This is a genomic window from Bradyrhizobium sp. 6(2017), from assembly GCF_011058295.2.
GTDB classification, from domain to species: Bacteria; Pseudomonadota; Alphaproteobacteria; order Rhizobiales; family Xanthobacteraceae; genus Bradyrhizobium; species Bradyrhizobium septentrionale.
Map to the genome: position 1 here is coordinate 671,012 of NZ_CP049289.2, position 18,650 is coordinate 689,661.

The 18,650-nt window shown below is 61.6% G+C and carries 14 protein-coding genes and 1 pseudogene; 10 read left to right on the forward strand and 5 right to left on the reverse strand.

Annotated features, from left to right (window positions below; genetic code table 11):
- Positions 1–21 precede the first annotated feature (21 nt).
- The 3 genes from G6P99_RS03205 to G6P99_RS03215 form a co-directional block, all read right to left on the reverse strand.
- Positions 22–687 (reverse strand): hypothetical protein, encoded by a 666-nt coding sequence (locus tag G6P99_RS03205; protein WP_165127249.1) that lies wholly within the window; start codon positions 685–687, stop codon positions 22–24.
- Positions 684–1,913, reverse strand: a complete 1,230-nt coding sequence (locus G6P99_RS03210; RefSeq protein ID WP_165127251.1) for a tyrosine-type recombinase/integrase — start codon at positions 1,911–1,913, stop codon at positions 684–686. Before G6P99_RS03210 ends, G6P99_RS03205 begins: the two co-directional genes overlap by 4 nt.
- Positions 1,914–2,449: 536 nt before the next feature.
- Positions 2,450–3,949: a CoA-acylating methylmalonate-semialdehyde dehydrogenase gene (locus G6P99_RS03215; RefSeq protein ID WP_029080545.1), complete on the reverse strand. Its 1,500-nt coding sequence runs from the start codon at positions 3,947–3,949 to the stop codon at positions 2,450–2,452.
- A gap of 137 nt (positions 3,950–4,086) precedes the next feature.
- Here G6P99_RS03215 and G6P99_RS03220 point away from each other — a divergent pair, with 137 nt between their 5' ends.
- Positions 4,087–4,974 (forward strand): LysR family transcriptional regulator, encoded by an 888-nt coding sequence (locus G6P99_RS03220; protein WP_029080544.1) that lies wholly within the window; start codon positions 4,087–4,089, stop codon positions 4,972–4,974.
- 2 nt (positions 4,975–4,976) lie between these two features.
- On the opposite strand, the pseudogene G6P99_RS03225 reads toward G6P99_RS03220, so the two are convergent.
- Positions 4,977–5,178 (reverse strand): annotated as a pseudogene (locus G6P99_RS03225) (acyl-CoA synthetase); the annotation flags it as partial.
- Between the two features lie 346 nt (positions 5,179–5,524).
- Here G6P99_RS03225 and G6P99_RS03230 point away from each other — a divergent pair.
- Positions 5,525–7,483: a primary-amine oxidase gene (locus G6P99_RS03230; RefSeq protein WP_165127252.1), complete on the forward strand. Its 1,959-nt coding sequence runs from the start codon at positions 5,525–5,527 to the stop codon at positions 7,481–7,483.
- Positions 7,464–8,762, forward strand: a complete 1,299-nt coding sequence (locus tag G6P99_RS03235) for an MFS transporter (protein ID WP_084518431.1) — start codon at positions 7,464–7,466, stop codon at positions 8,760–8,762. Before G6P99_RS03230 ends, G6P99_RS03235 begins: the two co-directional genes overlap by 20 nt.
- Positions 8,763–8,779: 17 nt before the next feature.
- Here the strand turns inward: G6P99_RS03235 and G6P99_RS03240 are convergent, their stop codons facing one another.
- Positions 8,780–9,817 (reverse strand): response regulator transcription factor, encoded by a 1,038-nt coding sequence (locus tag G6P99_RS03240; RefSeq protein WP_029080541.1) that lies wholly within the window; start codon positions 9,815–9,817, stop codon positions 8,780–8,782.
- Positions 9,818–10,431: 614 nt separating this feature from the next.
- Here G6P99_RS03240 and G6P99_RS03245 point away from each other — a divergent pair.
- From G6P99_RS03245 to G6P99_RS03275, 7 genes are all read left to right on the forward strand, one after another.
- On the forward strand, positions 10,432–11,715 hold the full coding sequence (locus G6P99_RS03245) for an ABC transporter substrate-binding protein (RefSeq protein ID WP_029080540.1): 1,284 nt from the start codon (positions 10,432–10,434) through the stop codon (positions 11,713–11,715).
- The gene (locus tag G6P99_RS03250) at positions 11,703–12,491 is read left to right on the forward strand and encodes an ABC transporter ATP-binding protein (RefSeq protein ID WP_198031153.1); all 789 of its coding nucleotides are present in this window, start codon (positions 11,703–11,705) and stop codon (positions 12,489–12,491) included. Before G6P99_RS03245 ends, G6P99_RS03250 begins: the two co-directional genes overlap by 13 nt.
- The gene (locus G6P99_RS03255; protein WP_051346179.1) at positions 12,488–13,255 is read left to right on the forward strand and encodes an ABC transporter ATP-binding protein; all 768 of its coding nucleotides are present in this window, start codon (positions 12,488–12,490) and stop codon (positions 13,253–13,255) included. The genes G6P99_RS03250 and G6P99_RS03255 overlap by 4 nt, the downstream gene beginning before the upstream one ends.
- Before the next feature lie 3 nt (positions 13,256–13,258).
- Complete coding sequence (locus G6P99_RS03260) at positions 13,259–14,143, forward strand: branched-chain amino acid ABC transporter permease (protein WP_029080537.1); 885 nt, start codon at positions 13,259–13,261, stop codon at positions 14,141–14,143.
- 3 nt (positions 14,144–14,146) lie between these two features.
- Positions 14,147–15,796 carry a branched-chain amino acid ABC transporter permease gene (locus tag G6P99_RS03265; RefSeq protein ID WP_029080536.1) on the forward strand — a complete coding sequence of 550 codons (1,650 nt, stop codon included), beginning with the start codon at positions 14,147–14,149 and terminating at the stop codon, positions 15,794–15,796.
- A 73-nt stretch (positions 15,797–15,869) separates the two neighbouring features.
- Complete coding sequence (locus tag G6P99_RS03270) at positions 15,870–18,194, forward strand: N,N-dimethylformamidase beta subunit family domain-containing protein (protein ID WP_029080535.1); 2,325 nt, start codon at positions 15,870–15,872, stop codon at positions 18,192–18,194.
- A gap of 82 nt (positions 18,195–18,276) precedes the next feature.
- Entirely contained in the window at positions 18,277–18,642 is a 366-nt protein-coding gene (locus G6P99_RS03275) for a hypothetical protein (protein ID WP_051346178.1), read from the forward strand.
- Positions 18,643–18,650: the final 8 nt, after the last annotated feature.

Genomic DNA, 18,650 nt, shown 5'->3' on the forward strand with positions numbered 1-18,650 from the left:
ACTTGTAGCCGCGAACCGAGACTATTTGGCACCCGGTTCGCGGCTAAGTCGTTTGTACCGCGTCATGTGATCGAGCAAGTCAACTCCGGAGTTATCAAACAGGATGCTGGAAAGCCGATGCCAATCGTTGTTGCGAGTGAGCCTGACGGCCTCATGCAAGCCCTTCTTCTTGACCAGCCAATATTGTACCAACTTGTAAGCCATTTCTACCGCCGCACGTTGAGTATGACTGTGGCGGGCGCGCGGCATTGGCGTTTTCTTCCACTCGTCCGTTCGCTGCTCACAGAAATAAATCGCGCCTTCAAGGTCGAACACCTCGCCGAAGCGAACTCGCTCAACGGGTGGCAAATTATTATAGGCAATCCTAGCCTTTTTAAGTGCCGCGGTGAGTCGTTCCATCGCCTCTTCCGACTTCTTGGATCGTGGCGACAGAATTCTTTGCTCTGTTTCGGCACGCTTAACAAAGCCGAGGGCGTATCGGACAGTTAATAGGCACGTTACCCGTTCCTCGGCTTTTGGCTTGAGGATGTGGAGCGCAGCACGAATTTCTCTTTGGTACTCCCCATCCTTAGGCAATTCATCCATAATCCAAAAATCAAACAGCGCATCATCAAGGCTGAAGGGGGGGTACAGTCGTCTGATGTGTAGGGCCTCGTCGAGTGCCAGAATTCTTTCTTTGTCGCTCATTTAAGCCCTCGCATCGGGAGGACGTCGCCTGAGCGTTTGGGTGAGATACAGTATTTCGCCCAATCGGCCATGAGCCGCGCACGCTTAGCGAACAGATCACCGCGTCGATACGCGGCCTCCACCTTGTTGCCAACCACATGGGCGAGCGCCATTTCGACGACGTGATTCGGATAACTGGTCCGCTCCGCCGCCCAATCCCGAAACGTAGACCGAAAGCCGTGGACAGTGATGTCGGAGCGGCCCATGCGTTTCAGCACCTCAGCCATCGCCATGTTCGAAATCGGAACGCCCTTGCGGGCGCCGAGGAATACAAAATTACCTTCACGGGGAAGCGCCTTCAAGAGTTCAAGACAAGGGCCGGTCAGCGGTACGCGATGTTCTTTTTTGGCCTTCATGCGTTCCGCTGGGATGATCCACACCTTCGCATCCAGATCAATCTCCGACCAGCGACTGCCGATGACTTCGCCCGTGCGGCTGGCGTTCAAGATAGTGAACTCCAAGGCCCTCGTGGCGATGCCCTCGCGAGTTGCGAGCTGAGCCATAAAGCCGGATACTTCGGCCAAAGGCAGCGCGGCGTGGTGTTTGACCTTGGCGATCGTATTTCGTGCGGGAAGGACGTTAGCCAGGTTGCCATCCCAGGCTGCGGGATTTTCTCCCGTCCGATAGCCGCACGTCTTCGCAAAATCAAGAATGGCTTCAATACGACCACGCACTCGGCTTGCTGTTTCGGTTTTGGTTTCCCAGATCGGCTTGATCGCTTTGATGACGAGCGCATTGTCTATCTTCGAAACCGGCAACTTTCCCATCGCCGGGTACGCGTACATCTTCATTGTCGAGAGAAATTGCGCGCTGTGCTTTGCGTTGTTCCATTTGCGTGAGTGAAACTTGAAGTATTGTTCGGCGCATTCACTAAAGGTAACGTTTGCGGCCGCAGCCAGGGCGCGCTCCGCGGCTTGGCTGGCGCGCTCCTCGTTTCGGGCGTCAATTGGATCGACCCCGCCCTTCAACAGCTGCCGCGCCTTGCGGGCGCGCTCGCGGGCTTCTTCCAAGGTGAAGTCTTCGACCGGGCCCAGTCCCATTGCTCGCTCGCGTCCGCGGCGTTCATAGCGTAGCAGCCACGAGCGGGCGCCGGTGGGTGTAACCTGAAGGTAGAGGCCCTTAACCTCACCGTCGCCGTAGCGCCCTGGCTCAGTGAGTTTGGCGACCTGCTTAGTGGTCAGTGCCATCGCATTTCCCCTTCGCGTCGACTTTGACCCCCGGATCGACCCCCGGGTTAGCCCTGCAGGCGCTTCCCGACCAATATCGGGCCAAAACGGGGAAGTGCAAGGCAAGAAACCACTGCGGCGCAAGGGTTTTGTGGTCCCGCTACCGGTTTGATTCGGGGGGCTCCGGGGCTTGCCGAACTTTAAAGAGGCGGTCACTCTCTCCGCCATTTGCACGATTTTCCACGCCAAACTGCGATATCCTGCGATTTCGCACCCTCAATGGTGGCGAACGCCGAGCTTTGTGAGCGCTTTGCTCCTCCGCCGTAGGGCTTCGCTTTTCTCCAGCAGACTTCGCTGACCTTACGGCAGGTCCAAATGCTGACCGCGATTTGAACCCATCGATCGGATTGCGTTGTGCAATTGATCCGTTCTGCCGATCTCAGGCATTGCAATGGGCCCTTCGGGTGGACTGTGACGTAAGGCGTCGGTCGCTTGCTTCTTGATGGTGAACGACCCCAAGAGAGCTGGAGCCGTTCACCGTTGTGCGGCGCGGGTGATCAGGACATGGTGGGCATAACAAATTCCGCGCCAGCGCGAATGCCGGTGGGCCATCGCGTCGTGATGGTCTTCAGCCGGGTGTAGAACCGGACGCCCTCGGGGCCGTGCATGTGGTGGTCGCCGAACAGCGACGCCTTCCAACCGCCGAACGAATGGAACGCCATCGGGACCGGGATCGGCACGTTGATGCCCACCATGCCGACATGGATCTGATGCGCGAACTCCCGGGCCGCATCCCCATCCCTGGTGAAGATAGCGGTGCCGTTGCCGAACTCGTGCTTGTTGATCATGTCCGCGGCGTCGTCATAGGACTTGGCACGGGCAACGGCGAGTACGGGACCAAAAATTTCTTCGCGGTAGATCTTCATGTCGGTCGTCACGCGGTCAAACAGTGTTCCTCCGATAAAGTATCCCTTCTCGTAACCCTGACGCCGGAAGTCACGTCCGTCGACGATCAAGTTCGCGCCTTCGTCGACGCCGGCATCGATGTAACCGCGCACTTTGTCGAGGTGTTGCTTCGTCACCAGCGGGCCCATCTCGGCATCCGGGTCGGTGCCCGGGCCAATGTTCAAGGCGCGCACCTTGGGCACTAGCCTCTCGATCAGCTTGTCGGCGGTGGCGTCGCCGATCGGCACGGCCACCGAGATCGCCATGCAGCGCTCGCCGGCAGAGCCGTAGGCGGCGCCCATCAGTGCGTCGACCGCCTGGTCCATGTCCGCATCGGGCATCACGATCATGTGGTTCTTCGCGCCGCCCAGCGCCTGGCAGCGCTTGCCGTGGCTGGTTGCGGTTTCGTAGATATAGCGCGCGATCGGCGTCGAGCCGACGAAGCTCACGGCGACCACGTCGGGATCGGTCAAGATCGCATCGACTGCTTCCTTGTCGCCCTGGACAACGTTAAAGACCCCGTCGGGCAGGCCGGCTTCCTTGAGCCACTGTGCGAGAATAAGCGAGGCGGACGGATCGCGCTCGGACGGTTTGAGGATGAAGGTGTTGCCGCAGGCGAGCGCGACCGGAAACATCCACATCGGCACCATTGCCGGAAAGTTGAATGGCGTGATGCCGGCGACAACGCCGAGCGGCTGCCGCAGCGAATGGCTGTCGACGCGGGTGCCGACGTTCTCGGTGATCTCGCCCTTGAGCAGTTGCGGTGCGCCGACCGCAAACTCCACGACCTCCATGCCGCGCTGAATTTCACCCTTTGCATCCGAGAGAACCTTGCCGTGCTCAGCGGTGATCACCGCGGCGAGTTCGTCGATACGCTCCTCGAGAATGCGCAGGAAGCGGTTGAGAATGCGCGCGCGGCGCAGGGGAGGCGTGTTGGCCCACGCCGGGAAGGCTTTGCTCGCCGCCGCCACGGCTGCCTTAACGTCGTCGGCCGATGCCAGTCCCAGCGTCCCGGATTGCTCGCCGGTCGCCGGATTGAAGACAGCTGATGTTCGGTTGCCTCGGCCCGGCGTCAGCCGTCCATCGATGAAATTGTGAATGGTCGTAGTCATCAGCTTGCCTCCAGGAATGCTTGATCGGAAGGGTATGAGGCAGGTAAAATTGCGCATCAACGGCATAAAGCGCGGCTCCGTTGTGCAGAAAATAAAGTCAGAAATCGTCACTAGATGAGACGGGCGGGCTAGATTCCATGGATTGGGAACGCGTGAGAATTTTTCTGGAAGTCGCGCGTGCGGGCCAGATCCTGAAGGCGTCGCGGCATTTGCGGCTGAACCACGCGACGGTGGCGAGGCAACTTACAGCATTGGAACAAAGTCTGAAGACGCAGCTCCTGGAGCGGCATACATCCGGCTGCACGCTCACCGCGGCAGGGGAAGCGCTGGTGGCGGCGGCGGAACGCGCCGAAAGCGAATTTCTCAAGGTCGGCACCAGCATCGGCGGCGCGGCCGAGGCCATCACCGGCACCGTGCGGGTCGGTGCGCCGGATGGACTCGGCAACTACTTTCTTGCCGAACATCTTGGCGCGCTGGCGGCAAAGCACCCGGGACTCGTCATTCAACTGGTGCCGTTGCCTCGAACGTTTTCACTGTCGCGCCGCGAGGCGGATATTGTGATCACGCTCGATCGGCCGAAGCAGGGCAAACTGATCGTCTCGAAACTGACGGACTACACGCTCAGCGTCTACGCGGCCGAGAGCTATCTCGCGCGGGAAGGCGCGATCGATCGCCAGACGGATCTCGCCGGCCGTCTGTTCGTGACCCATGTCGAAGACTTCGTCTACAGCCGGGCGCTCGACTACGCCTCTGTGCTTGGGCAACTGATGTCGCGTCGCTATGAATGCGGCAGCGTGGTTGCGCAGATGGAGGCCGTGCGCGCCGGCCACGGCGTGGGAATCCTGCACGACTATGCCGCCCGGCGTTATCCCGATCTCCGGCGTTTGCTCCCTGACGTGCGGTTCGTCCGCAGCTACTGGATCACGTCCCATCCGGACACCCACGACACCCGTCGGGTGCGCGAGGTGCATGGCTTCGTCACGTCTGCCGTTAAGGCCGTAAAGTCCTCGTTCGAAATGAGGTGAGGACCGGCTGAAGAAGCAAGTGCCACGAGCGAGCATGCCAGCCTCCTGCACCGATCATAGGTCTCGGCCCACGTGAAGCTGCGGCCTTCATACAGAGCGCTGGTGAGATGCGGATACACGGCGGCCGTGCGAGCCACGAGGCTCAGCGGCGTCAGCGGTCGAAAATTGGTTCTTGTCCAGGCCAATGTTGTAGGGGTTCCCCATGTCTCCTCCCGCTGCACGGTCATTGGGCCGGCGTTCAGAACGTCTGGTCGCGGGCCAACCGGGCGCGGTCTGAGCATCGCGCCCGCACCCGCAGAATCGGTCAACTGACGTATTGTCGAATAGCGATGCGCGGAAGAAATTCCGGCCATCTGTCTACGAGCCAACTGGGCGCGACGTTCGTCCGATGAGGAGCGATTCGTCGAGATGTGATCTGCCTTCGGAATGCCCGGTTGCCGTCGTGTGTGGCCGGTGCCGCAGCGGTATTGCTCAATATGGATGCACGCGTGCGGGCTCATTCCGTCGCTCCGCTCGTCTGCGCCCAGTCGTCTATGCAAGGAGCTAGCCTATGGACACCGTCACCGCCTCGTCGTCCTGCACATGCGTCCCGGACACCCCCAACACGGATGCCGTGAAGAATCCTCTCGATCCCTTGACGGCTGCCGAAATCGGCGCGGTGATCCGGATCGTCCGTAATGATCTACAGTACGGCGCCGACTTTCTCTTCGAGACGATCGAGCTTCTCGAGCCTGAGAAATCAGTCGTACGTCTGTACAAGCCGGGAGATCCCATAAGAAGGGCGGCGCGGGTCAATCTGTTCAAGGTCAGGGAGGATGGCATCTGGCGCCTGACGGTTTCTCTTGCGGAAGGGAAAGTTCTCACGTCGAAATATGTGCGAACCGCCAAGCCGATGATCCAGCTCGAGCAGTTTACGGCCATCGAAGACGCCGTTCGCGCAACTCCCGAATTCATTGCGGCCTGCAAGAAGCGCGGCATCGAGGACATGTCGCTTGTCTGCATCGATCCGTGGTCGGCGGGCAACTTCGGCATTCCCGGCGAGGACGGCCGCTACCTTGCGCACGTCTTCGCCTGGCTGCGTCTGCGGGAGAACGACAACCTCTATGCGCACCCGATCGGCGGCCTGAACGCCGTGGTCGACATCAAGACCTACGAGATCATCCGCGTCGACGACCATGAGATCATCCCGATTCCCCAGGCAGAGGTGAACTACGAGGCGGAGTTCATCAAGGATCCACGAGCGCCCTACAAGCCCCTCGACGTCGTTCAGCCTGAAGGTGTCTCGTTCAGGCTCGATGGCCGCCGCCTGGAGTGGGATCGCTGGTCTGTGCTCGTCGGCTTCAATTCGCGCGAAGGTCTGACCCTGCATGACATCAGCTACGACGGGCGGCCGATCGCGCACCGCGCGTCGCTGGTGGAAATGGTCGTGCCGTACGGAACCACAGACAAGGGGCATTTCCGGAAGAATGTCTTCGACATCGGTGAGTACGGCATCGGCAAGCTCGCCAATTCGCTGAAGCTCGGCTGCGACTGCCTCGGTGCCATCGCCTATCTCGACGCACATCTCGCGACGATGGACGGCACCGTGGTCACCATCGAAAACGCCATCTGCATCCATGAGGAGGATGCCGGCCTGCTGTGGAAGCATTGGGACTTCCGCTCCAACAATGTCGAGTCGCGGCGTGCCCGCAGGCTGGTCATCTCCTGCATCGCGACGGTCGCCAACTACGAATATGGCCTGTTCTGGTACTTCCACACGGACGGCTCGATCCAGTTCGAGCTCAAGGCTACCGGCATCATCAACACCGCCGCGTGCCATCCGGGCCAGCCCGGCAAATACGGCAAGGAAGTCGCGCCCGGCGTCGTGGGCCACATTCACCAGCATATCTTCTGCGCGCGGCTGGACATGAACGTCGATGGCGACGACAACAGCGTCGTCGAGCTCAACACCCAGGCCGATCCTTGGGGACCCGACAATGTCCATGGCAACGGCTTCTACGAAGAGGAAACGGTTCTGAAGACCGAGTTGGGCGGTTGCCGCCAGGCAAACCTTGCGACGCATCGGGCCTGGAAGGTCATCAATCCCGGCCGCAAGAACTGGGTCGGCACGCCGACGGGCTACAAGCTCGAGGCGAGTCATCCGGTGACGCCGTTCATCGATCCCGAGTCGCCGTCGGGCAGGCGGTCGGCCTTCATCAAGAACCAGCTCTGGGTCACCGCCTTCGATCCCGAAGAGCGCTATCCGGCCGGCGAACACATGAACCACTCGGATGGAACGGGAGGTGTTTCCGATTTCGTCAGGAACAACCGGAACATCGAGAACACCGACATCGTGCTCTGGCACGTCTTCGGTCTTCACCATCAGGTCCGTCCTGAGGACTTTCCGGTTCAGCCCTGCATCTTCACCGGCTTCAAGTTGATGCCGAGCGGCTTTTTCGATCGCAATCCCGGCATCGACCTCGCGCCGGACAGCAACGCGGCAAGCTGTCATGCGCAGGCCGCCGAATAGAGCACGGCTCGCTACCGCATTTTTCGCGTTGCAGCCCGTCCGGCCGGCATTGTCGGCCGGTCGGCTCCCGTCCGTCGGAGGGGCAGCGTGCGCGAGGCCGGGGACCTCTGCGGCCATCGCCGTCGCTTTTGTGATCTTTGTGAACTCCGCTGCGCGCGTCCTTCCCGCGCTGCTGGCTGTCCCCATCCAGCAGGACCTGGGCTGGCAAATCTCCGACGTCGCCTGGCCGATCACGCTCGGCATCGTCGTCTCTGCATCTGCATCGCCGCTCGCTGGCCGTGGTCTCGAACGATGGAGCATTCGATGGCCGCTCGTCGTCAGCCTGGTTCTCCTCGCGGTATCGCTTGCATCGACGACGTTCGCGACGTCGCCCTGGCACCTCGTTCTGGCCTGGGGCCTCGGACTTGGCTGCAGCGGGCCCGTGAGCGCATCCATCCTGGGCGCGATGGTCGGCAGTCGTGGCAGCGCGGCGCATTGCGGCACGCGCTTTGGCCTCCTGACGTCGATGCAGTTCCTCGGATCGGCGGCAGGACTGCTGCTTACATCGCGCGCGGTCGAGGCGCTCGGTTGGCGCATCGCGTTCCATGCCGCTGCAGTCGTCGTACTGGCCACGGCCTTCGTGGTCATCCTCCTTGTCGCGGCATCTGGACGCGAAGTTACGCCGCAGCGGTCGGCATCCAGCCGGCATGCGCCGTCGTATCCGGAGGGGAGGGGGTGGCGGTTCTGGGCGCTGGCTGCGATCTTCTGTATCTGCGGCGCATCGACATCCGGCTTGATCGACAGCCAGCTCGGCATCCTCTGCATGGGCGCGGGTCTCGGCCTCCCGTCGAGCGCCGACGTGATGGCCATCGTCCTGCTTGGCGGCGCGATCGGAAGTGTGGCGAGCGGGTATCTCGCGGATCGTTATCGCGCACGAATGCTGCTGGCGGGCTACTTTGTCGTCCGCGCGCTCATCCTGCTTTGGCTGCCGTTCACAGGCCTCAGCGTTGTCGAGCTTGCCCGGTTCGGCGCGCTCTATGGCCTCGATGCGGCGCTGACGTTTCCAGCGCTGGTGATACTGATGTCCGCAAATCTCGGCAGCCACGGCATCGGCGCGGCAATGGGCTGGATGATGGCGGCGCACGTGGCAGGAGCCACCATCGCTTCCGCCGGCGTCGTGGCTCTTGGCCTCGGAGGCTATGCGATCGGGTTCGCGAGCGTTGGTCTGACTTGTCTCGTGGCCGCGGGGCTTGCGGTGCTGCTCAAGGATCCGCCCTCAAATAAAGAGCCATCCCACTGAAGCGGTCGCGAAGTCGGTCAATGGCCCGCAAGCTTCCGGGACCCTCGGGAAGGGTTCTCCGCCAGCAGCAGTCCTTCGGATACCGCAAGTGCTGCGAGCCGCGTGCGCGAATCACAGCCCATCTTTGCGAGGATGTGCTCGATGTGTGTTGACACTGTGCGGGGCGACACGAAGAGCTGCTCGGCGATGTTGGGATTCGACGCGCCGCTGGTCACGAGGTGCAGGATCTGAATCTCGCGGAGCGAGAGATTGTACGGCCAGCGAATGCATTCTTCAGTGATCAGGAGGATGTTTCCGCGGCAGGGCGTGATCGTGACCTGGTGGCAGCGGCCGGTCTCGTCCGGCCAGACGAAGCGTTGCGGTTTCGAAGACTTCGCCTTCTCCAGCATGAGCCGGCGAAGCTCTCCGCCCTCGCCGAGATGCGGCCCCGGACTACGGTTGGGCAGGTGAAATGCAAAACCATTCGGCGAGACGGCGAGCGCGTAGGAGCCGGGCGCCAGCTCATCGGCCAGAAGCTGTGGTGTCCTGAGCTGATCGCAGATGTTCAGCAAGATCGGGCGGAAGCGCTCCGTCATCTCGCGGTGCTCGTCCTTGGCGTGCGCCTCCTTGGACCAGCTCATGTGGATGGCCCCGATGTAACGGCCGTCCGCAACGCGCAGGCACATTGTCGAGCCTTCCCTGAATCCATCCGGCATCAGGTATTCCTGAGCGGTGAATGTATCCGGCAAATGGAGATTCCAGTCACGCTTGTAGTCTCGCCAGCGCAGCGAGTGCGTGTCCTTCTCGCGCGCGATGGCGTAAGCCGGGCAGGCGTTAGGGAATCCGTCGAGCACGTAGGACATCGTTCTGTCCGTATACCCTTCGACGGCCAGAGAGCGGTGAATTCGGGATATCGGATCTATTGCGACCAGGGCGATCGCCTCGCTCCTCACGAACTCGCGTAACAGACGGGTGACCTGCGTCGCCTGATCAATGATCTGATCATTCAGGACCGCCGCCGGTGTATCGAGCCGGACTGTGGCTGACATTGTATGGTCGATCGCTGCCGATTTCACGGTGAGCCTCCAGCTCGTGAAAGATCTTGTCGACGGTTCGTGATCCAATCTTCTTCTTGGTCGCTGACGGTCGGTTTTCTGGTTCGGCCGGATCGAGGTGCTTTACGCAATCTCAGGGCAACAACCGTTCCAACCAACGCAAGGTGCCACGTCATTACTGTGGCCCTTCGCTCTGCTGACCCCGATGGTCCCGGATCGAAATCAGCACCGCCTGAAAGCTACACGAGTACCTTAGGGCTGCGCGCCCGGTGAGTCAAAGGAACGTCACAATTCATGCGGTTCAAAGTCAGCGTTTCTGACGTGGGCGTGCCGGCAGTGTCGTCGGTTGATGAAAATCCGGGCTGGGCTTGCTGAGCTAATTGTCACCCCGGTCGCTGTTCGTGCCCGCGGTGCTCGGAGACTTCCCCGGTTGCTCCAACGCGTCCGCTAAAATCGGTCAGCTGACGTATTGCTGAAAATCGGCGGGAAACCGAAGCTTCGATCCTGCGGTGCAGGTCGAGGGCCGCAATCACCCGACGTCGCGTGGATACGCCGTCGTCACCCAACACGAAATCCCGCCCGGTCTCGGTCGCGATGCCGAGAACCTGTGCGCGCGATTGCAGGAGGTCGCTCAGATGGTTTTGAGACTCACCAGACGTTCAGTGACCGCGGGCATCGGCGCGGCTGTCGCGGCGCCATTTGTTGGACGGTCGGCGTTTGCAGCACAGCCGATCATTCTCGGCATTCCCTACTGCCAGACGGCGGCCGCGGGGGTTGCGGATCATCAGGACTTTCTGAACGGCACGACACTCGCGATGGAGGAGATCAATGCCGCGGGCGGCATCCTTGGCAGGCCGCTGAAGCTGTTCACGACGGACATGAATGTTCTGTCGCCAGAATCCTCCAAGCAGGCGCTTGCAGCCTGCGTGGACGCCAAGGTCGACGCCATCTCCTTTGCTTTCACGCTTGTCCCGCTGCCGGCGATGGACGCGACCGTGAAGTACAAATGTCCGTACATCAACGGCAACGCTCAACGCGCCGGCACCTCTGCCGTCAAGGCGCATCCGGATAAGTACAACCACATCTTCCAGTTTTGCCCGTCGGAGGTGAACTACGGATGGAGCTATGCTTCCTGGCTGGAGGACGAGGAGCAGCGGGGTATCTGGAAGCCGAAGAACCGCAAGGTTCATATCATTCAGGAGCAGATTGGTTACTGCCAGACCATTTCGCGTGCCGCGCAGGAGGCGATCAAGCGGCGCGGCAAGTTCGAAGTCGCCCGCATTACGGATATCCAGTATCCCGTGCAGGACTGGGCGCCGGTCATTCGCGAGATGAAGGAAGTCGATGCTGCCGCGATCATGGTGGACCATTGGGTTGCCGCTGAATACGCCGCGTTTTGCAAGCAGTTCGTTGCAAGCCCGGTGCGCGACTCGCTCGTCTATCTCCAGTACGGCCCGTCCCAGCCGGAATTCCTCGAGCTTGCCGGATCGGCTGCGAACGGCTTCGTGTGGGGCACAACCATGGGCATCTATGGCGACGAGAGAGGTCTTGCCTACAGGCAAAAGTACAAAAAACGTTTCCCCGGCATCGCGGGGCTCGCCTACACCGGCATTGCGTACGATCAGACGTACTACCTCAAGAAGGCCTGGGAGGCTGTTGGCGATCCCCGGAAGTTCAGCGAGGTCTGCGACTGGATCCGCGCCAATCCCCAGCGTGGCGTCTGCGGTCACGTCGACATGGGCAATCCCTACCAGGAGGCGCGGCATTTCCCCGACAATGGAGGAGACGAGCTGCAGGCGCAAAAGCTCGAGGCCGGCGTCGCGCAGCTCTACGTGCAGATCCAGGGAGGCGAGCACAAGATCACCTATCCCGGTCCGGTCTCGGAAACGAAACTGATCGCTGCGCCGTGGTGGAGCTGATGCTCAGACGACTGTCTCCGAGCAGCGGGGTTGAACAGGGCGGAACAGCCACCCTGTTCTCCTGCAGCGGAATTTCGCTCGATCTCGGCGGGCGTGAGATTCTCCGCGATATCAACCTGCACGTCCAGGCCGGGGAAGTGCTTGGCATCATCGGCCCCAACGGCGCGGGCAAGACCAGCTTGTTTGAAATCCTCTCCGGACGGATGCCTCCGAAGAGCGGCATGGTGTGGTTCAAAGGGGAGAATGTCACGGGCTTGCCGTTGCATTCCCGTTCGCGTCTGGGAATTGGCCGCACCTTTCAGACGCCGGTCGTCCCCGACGAGTTGACGGTCGGTGAGACATTCAAGGCGGCGCGTCAGGCCTATCGACCTTTCCTCACCAAGTTCGACGCGGAATATGGTGCCGACCTTGTCGGTCTGAAGATCAGTGAGGACACACCGGCGACGCAGCTCGATACCTTCAACCGGCGCAAATTGTTGCTGGCCTGCCTGCTGATGCGCCGGCCGTCGTTGCTGCTGCTGGACGAGCCGGCGGCGGGCCTGATCAATTCGGAGGTCGACGAGATCGACAAGCTCCTGCGCATGCTCGCCAAGGAGATGGATGTCGCGATCCTTATTGTTGAGCACCGCATCGAGCTCCTCGGCATGATCGCCGACCGCATTCTGGTGATGGACGCCGGCGAGGTCATCTCCGAGGGCCTGATGGACGACGTCATGGCGGATCCCAAGGTTCACGCGGCCTATTTCGAGGACTTCAGCGAAGAGGCCGACGCATGAACATCTCCGTGAGCAATCATTTGCCGGGCGCTCCGGCGCGTCAGCCCCCGCGCGAGGTTTTGAACGTCCAAGGATTGTCTGCCGGCTACGGTCCGGTCCGCGTCATCCACGATCTAGATCTCGTCGTGCAGTCCGGGGAGCGGATTGGCATCGTCGGCCTGAACGGCCACGGCAAGTCGACGCTGTTCTATGCAATCGCGGGGCTCACCGGCTGGCAGCGCGGCTCGATCAAACTCAACGGCAGGGAGGTGGGTCGCACGCGAAGCCAGGGACCGGGGCGCTACACCCATGAAATCGTACGCGCGGGTTTGGCGCTGATTCCCCAGGGCGACGAGATCTTCCATGGCCTGACCGTCGAGGAGCATCTCGATTCCGGGGCCTACACCGCGGCGGCATGGAGCGATCGCGCCGCACGCAAGCTCCGCATCCTCGAGATATTTCCACCGTTGCGGAAGCTGATGGATGTACCCGTGGGGCGCCTGTCGGGCGGTGAACGGCGCATGGTGTCGATCGGCCGCGGCCTGATGACCGATGCGTCGCTCTTCCTCGTCGACGAGCCATCGCTCGGGCTGGCGCCCAAGATCGGCAAGAGCGTGATCAACGCGCTGATGGCCGTCAAGCTCGGAGATGCCGCCATGATCATCGCGGAGCAGAACGTTGCATTGCTTGAGGGACGGGTCGATCGCGTCATCGGCATGCATGTCGGCAAGCTCAAGGGTGAGGCCTCGGCGGCCCTCGCGTTGAACGTTTATCGAAAGGCGTAAAACGTGGATATCTGGTTTATCGTCAGCAACACCATCGTCCTTGCGTGCATTTACGGCACGCTCGCGATCGGAATTTCGATCACGTGGTCGAGTCTTGGCCTGCTCAACCTGTCTTACGGATTCATTTTCGCATTCGCAGGGTATGGCGCCTGGCTGTTCGCCCAGAACGTCTCCGCATGGGGACCTGCAGTGCTGGCCGCGGGTATCCTCGCCGGCGCGCTCGGCGGTGTAATCATCTGTGCGATCGGATTCATACCGATCCACGACAAACCGAATTTCACCATCCGCGGTTTGATTGCGACGCTCGCGATCAATTTGATCGGCACGCAATTCCTGCTCTGGTGGTTCGGTCCGCGTTCGAAGAATCTGCCGGATATCTTCGGCAACTGGTCGCTATCCTTGCCGGGCGGCGCGGTCTTCACGGCCGACAAGGTCGGCAACGTGGTGACGTCCATCGTGATACTGGCGGTCGTTCTCAGGTGGATGCAGTCGAGCCGCCGTGGCCTCGAAATCCGCGCCATGATGATGAATCCTCATGCGGCCTCCATCGTCGGCATCGGTGTGCGGCGCACCTCCTTTTACGTCATGGGCATCACGGGCGGATTGGCGGGTCTCGCGGCCGTCCTGCTCTCCCAAACCTATTACATCTCGCCGTTCGGCGGACTGATGCCGATGATCAAGGGCGTCAGCATTGCGCTTTGCGGCGGACTCGGCAGCGTGCGCGGCGCTGTCATCGCCGCGATCGTGCTCGGCTTGAACGAGGCGCTGACAGGCATGTCGATCGGCGGTCGCTACGTTCTCATCACCCAGTTCGTCGTGATTATCGCCATTCTCTTGGTCCGTCCGCGCGGCATTGCCGGGCTGCTCGACAAGGCGAGGGAGGCCTGAGCAATGTCTCTTGATAGCGGCACCAAATGGCGCAACCCGCTCTTCGTCTGGGGTGGCAAACGCGACGTCGAAGAACTTCCAACCATTCCGTTTCGAAGCCATCAGGAGGTTTGGGAAGGGACTCGTCAATCGAAGACGAAGCTGAACCCGGTCGGCCGCCTACGCTACTATCACAAGTGGCCAGGCCACGGCAGGACGATGTGGAATCGTCTTCGCTACTGGCCGACGCGCCGCCGGGTGCTGCGCCTGCGCGGGGAATACAATCCCAAGACGTTGCGCGCGGAGAAGACGATTGTCGACAAGCGGCCGATCTGGTGGGTGCTGGGGCTACTCGCGCTGGCGATCGCTCCCCTGTTCACGCCCGGTGACCTGCAGAACACGCTGCTGACGGCCGGAGCCACGTTCGGCATCTATTCCGCCATCAGCCTGTGCTGGATGCTCATCATGGGCACGGCGGGCGTCTTCTCGCTCGCTACCTATGCAGTGGTCGGGACGGCCGCGTTCGTTGCGGCGCTGCTTGCGGTCAAGTTCGCGCTGCCCTGGTGGCTGTTGCCGCCGATCGGCGCGCTGGTGGGTCTGGTCTTCGGCGGGATCATCGCGCTGCCGGCCACGCGGCTGGATGGCTTCTACTACGCGCTTCTCACTCTCGGGCTCAACGAGCTCTGCCGGGTCTACTTCATCACCTCGAAGGAATTCGGGTCCGCCAACGGCGGCCTGTATGGCGCAACGACCTACGTGCCGGAAGATTGGTCGCAGTTGGGTCAGCTGCTCCTGGCGTATTACGCCTGCTTCGGCCTGATGCTGCTCGCATTGCTGCTCTACCGGTTCGTCAACGGCCGCAGGCTTGGACGAATCCTTCGCATGGCGCCCGAGAAGCGCGAAGCCTTCGCTGAGGCGACCGGGGTGAACTTTCGTCAGGCGCGTGTCTGGGTGTTCCTCATCTCGTCGACTGCGCTGGGCTTCATCGGCGGATTCTACACCTCGAACTTCGGCGGCGTGGCGTTCTCGATCTTCAACTTCGACACCGTCCTGCTCGGCCTCGCCATGCTGGTGATCGGCGGCGTCGGACGTGCGGAAGGCGCGGTGGTCGGTACCCTCATCGTCGTGTTCTTTGACCAGGTGCTGAACACATGGGGGCCCGCGCGCTTCATGATCATCGGCCTCATCATGCTGCTGGTCGTTCTCTACCTGCGCAACGGGCTATTTGGGATCAAGGCGCAGTTCCGTGCCTGGCGCGACAAGAAGAAGAGCGAGCGGAGGTCGACGCGGGCGGAGAAGGGCGGTGAGATGTTGCCTGAGGAGGCGACGGAGACCGACGACAAGAGCGTCATCTATCAACGTCGCTACGACAAGATGACCCGCAATCATCTTAAGACGCTGGTGTCGCCGGAAGTCATCGAGGAGCATCGCCAGTCCCTCAATGGACAGCACAGCGAGGCGCTCGAACGGCTGCTGATCTATTTCCGCACGCGTCCTCAGGTGGAGAAGTACGCCATCATGGCCGTGGAACGCTTCGAGGGTTACCGCATCGTGGCGCTGTCCGGACATCGGGGCGTCGCGCCGCGCGTGGTCGAGGACAGGATTTACTCGACACCGGATGAGGCCTGCCACGGCGTCTTCATGCGACGCGTTCAGGACCTGCTGGAGTCCTGATCGAACTTACGAATGAAGCTTTGTCCGACCCGCGCGGCGGACATCGGGACGATCGCAAAAGAGGGAGTTGGTGGTGACACCGGTCAGGCTATTTGGCTACACGGACAGGATCTCGGTCAAGCCGGGCGAGGCCATCCAGTTTCATGTCAGCTCCGAGGGGACGGACACGGCTGAGGCGCAACTGGTGCGCTTGATCCACGGCGATGAAAATCCGGCCGGACCTGGCTTCGTCGAGGAGGAGGTGGCATGCGCCGCCAACGGCACATGGCGAGTCGAACGACAGTTCACCCAGGTGGGATCGTTCCTCGGGGTCGATGATCCCGCAGGCCGGTTAGCGTTCGAAGGCAGTTTCACCCTGTTCGCCTTCATTCACCCGACCTGGCCTGCGTCCGGGAAACGCCAAAGCGTCATCGGCCGGTGGGACGGTGATCGGAAGCAGGGCTATGGGATCGGGCTCGACGAGAAGGGCTGTCTGAGGTTTTGGATCGGACGCGGCGAAGATGCCGTCGACTGCCTGGCTGCCGACACGCCGCTACAGGTTCAGATGTGGTATTTCGTGGCCGCGACTTTCGATGCCAAAACCCGGCGTGCGACTTTGTATCAGGTCGGTGTCGGCAACAGGTACAACGGCCTGTTGGGCAAGGTCGCACTGGTCGATTACGATTCTCATGCGTCCGCGATATTCCGGACCGGACCCGGCAACCTCGGCACAACGCCGTTCCTGATGGCAGGTTCGCGCGGGCGCGACGCGCAGCAGCGTGCATGTGTATCGGAGTTTTATTGGGGCAAGATCGACCGGTGCGGCGCGTTTGATCAGGCGCTGCAGCCCGGCGAGCTCGACACGATCAGAAGCGGCCTCGTTCCCGCGATGGAAAGCCTGGTCGCGTACTGGGACACGACCGCAGGATACACCGACCGCGGCATCGGCGATCTCGTGGTCGACGTCGGGCGGCACAAGCTGAACGCCGCAGGATACAACCGCCCGGTTCGCGGCCAGACCGGTTGGAACTGGGACGGCTTCACCGATTGCTTCCGCTTGGCTCCGCACGAGTTCGGAGGCATCGAGTTTCATGCCGACGCGCTGACCGACTGCAATTGGAAGGCAACCAGGGTCGTCACCCTGCCACGCGGTCTCAAAAGCGGCTGCTATGCCATGCGGCTGCGCTCTGGCAGGGGAAAGAGCTTGAGCGAGGAGCACGTCGTGTTCTTCGTGCGGTCGGAAAAACCGCAGGCGCGCGTTGCATTCCTGTTTCCGACGTTGACCTACCTTGCCCTTGCGAATGAGCGCTTGAGCTTCGATCATCCGGAGCGCGAGGCCTTGACGGGCCAGCCGGCCGTGCTGTCCGACATCGATATCGAGATGTACGCGCGAGCCGATTTCGGGCTGTCGACCTACGACATGCACGCCGACGGCTGTGGCGTGTGCTACAGCTCCTATCACCGTCCGATCATGAACATGCGGCCGAGATACAGGATGCCGAGCCTGGACGTGGCGTCGGGATTGGCTGCCGATCTCTCGATCATCGCATGGCTCGACCACAGCGACCTCGATTACGAGGTCCTGACCGACGAGGATCTGCACCGCGACGGACCGGCGGCATTGTCGCCGTATGCCTGCGTTATCAGCGGCGCGCGACCTGAATACTACACCGAGCGCATGCTGGACGCGACCGAAGACTATATCGCCGATGGCGGTCGCTACATCTATGCGGGCGGCAACGGATTCAACGCTACGGCAGGCGTTCGCGACGGCGAACCATGGATCGTGGAGTGCCGGCGCCGCGATGACGGGTACAAGCCGTGGATATCGCGCTACGGCGAGCACTACATGGCCACAGACGGGATGCGCGGCGGCCCCTGGAAGGTGCTCGGACGGGCAACGCAGAAGCTGGTCGGGATCGGCTTGAGCAGCTCGGGCGGCGGACGAAGCGAGCCATACCGGCGGATGCCGGACAGCTATCACCGCACCGTGTCCTGGATCACTAAAGACATCGATGGCGTGATTATCGGCGACTTCGGCCTTGCCAACAACGGCGCCGCGGGGCTGGCCCTCGACTATTACGATCGTGCCTTGGGCACACCGCCGCACACCAGGATCATTGCATCGTCGGGGGGGCACACCGATAGCTATGTCGTGAACCAGCAACTCGTTCTCTATTCCTACCTTGGCCTCTATGGGTCGTATGACTGGCGCGTTCATGCAGACATGACCTACTTCACGGCGCCCCATGGGGGAGCCGTGTTCGCGTGCGGCTCGGTCGCGTTCGCGCAATCGCTGCCGCTCAACAATTTCAGGAACAGCTCATCCCGTGTGCTGGCCAACGTCGTCGAGGCGTTCGTCGGGACGCGCAGGTTGCCCGGGTTCGCCTGGGTCAACGAGGAAAAGCAGTGGGCCTAAAACATCCGTCACGGAATGCCGCGCCGGTACGTCCAGCCGGCACGGTTCACGTCGGACATTTGCAGATTCCGGAGAGCTGAGGATGCTGCCTCTCGATTACGAAAGGTCTCAGGACCGCGACATCATCGTCCGGGACCGGTTCGACGGCTTCCGCCGCGAGTTTCTGCGGACGCTCGTGACGCCCGAGGTGATCGAAGAACACCGCCGGTCGCCGCTGGGCCAGCACAGCGAACGGCTCGAGCGCCTGTTGATCTATTTCCGTCAACGGCCGCTGGACGAAAGATATGCGGTCAAGGCCGTAGAGCCGTTCCGCGAGTATCAGGTGGTCAGGCTGTCGGGGCATCGGGGGACTTCCCCGCGCGTGGTTGACGAGGCCATCTACGCGTCAGCGAACGACGCCTGGCATGGTCTGTTCCTGCACTGCATTCGTGACCTCCTCGAAACCTAGAGATAGCT

Excerpts from the sequence above, each read along its gene's own strand:
- G6P99_RS03205 (WP_165127249.1), bottom strand. The coding sequence starts at position 687 with ATGAGCGACAAAGAAAGAATTCTGGCACTCGACGAGGCCCTACACATC.
- G6P99_RS03210 (WP_165127251.1), bottom strand. The coding sequence starts at position 1,913 with ATGGCACTGACCACTAAGCAGGTCGCCAAACTCACTGAGCCAGGGCGC.
- G6P99_RS03215 (WP_029080545.1), bottom strand. The coding sequence starts at position 3,949 with ATGACTACGACCATTCACAATTTCATCGATGGACGGCTGACGCCGGGC.
- G6P99_RS03220 (WP_029080544.1), top strand. The coding sequence starts at position 4,087 with ATGGATTGGGAACGCGTGAGAATTTTTCTGGAAGTCGCGCGTGCGGGC.
- G6P99_RS03230 (WP_165127252.1), top strand. The coding sequence starts at position 5,525 with ATGGACACCGTCACCGCCTCGTCGTCCTGCACATGCGTCCCGGACACC.
- G6P99_RS03235 (WP_084518431.1), top strand. The coding sequence starts at position 7,464 with ATGCGCAGGCCGCCGAATAGAGCACGGCTCGCTACCGCATTTTTCGCG.
- G6P99_RS03245 (WP_029080540.1), top strand. The coding sequence starts at position 10,432 with ATGGTTTTGAGACTCACCAGACGTTCAGTGACCGCGGGCATCGGCGCG.
- G6P99_RS03255 (WP_051346179.1), top strand. The coding sequence starts at position 12,488 with ATGAACATCTCCGTGAGCAATCATTTGCCGGGCGCTCCGGCGCGTCAG.
- G6P99_RS03265 (WP_029080536.1), top strand. The coding sequence starts at position 14,147 with ATGTCTCTTGATAGCGGCACCAAATGGCGCAACCCGCTCTTCGTCTGG.
- G6P99_RS03275 (WP_051346178.1), top strand. The coding sequence starts at position 18,277 with ATGCTGCCTCTCGATTACGAAAGGTCTCAGGACCGCGACATCATCGTC.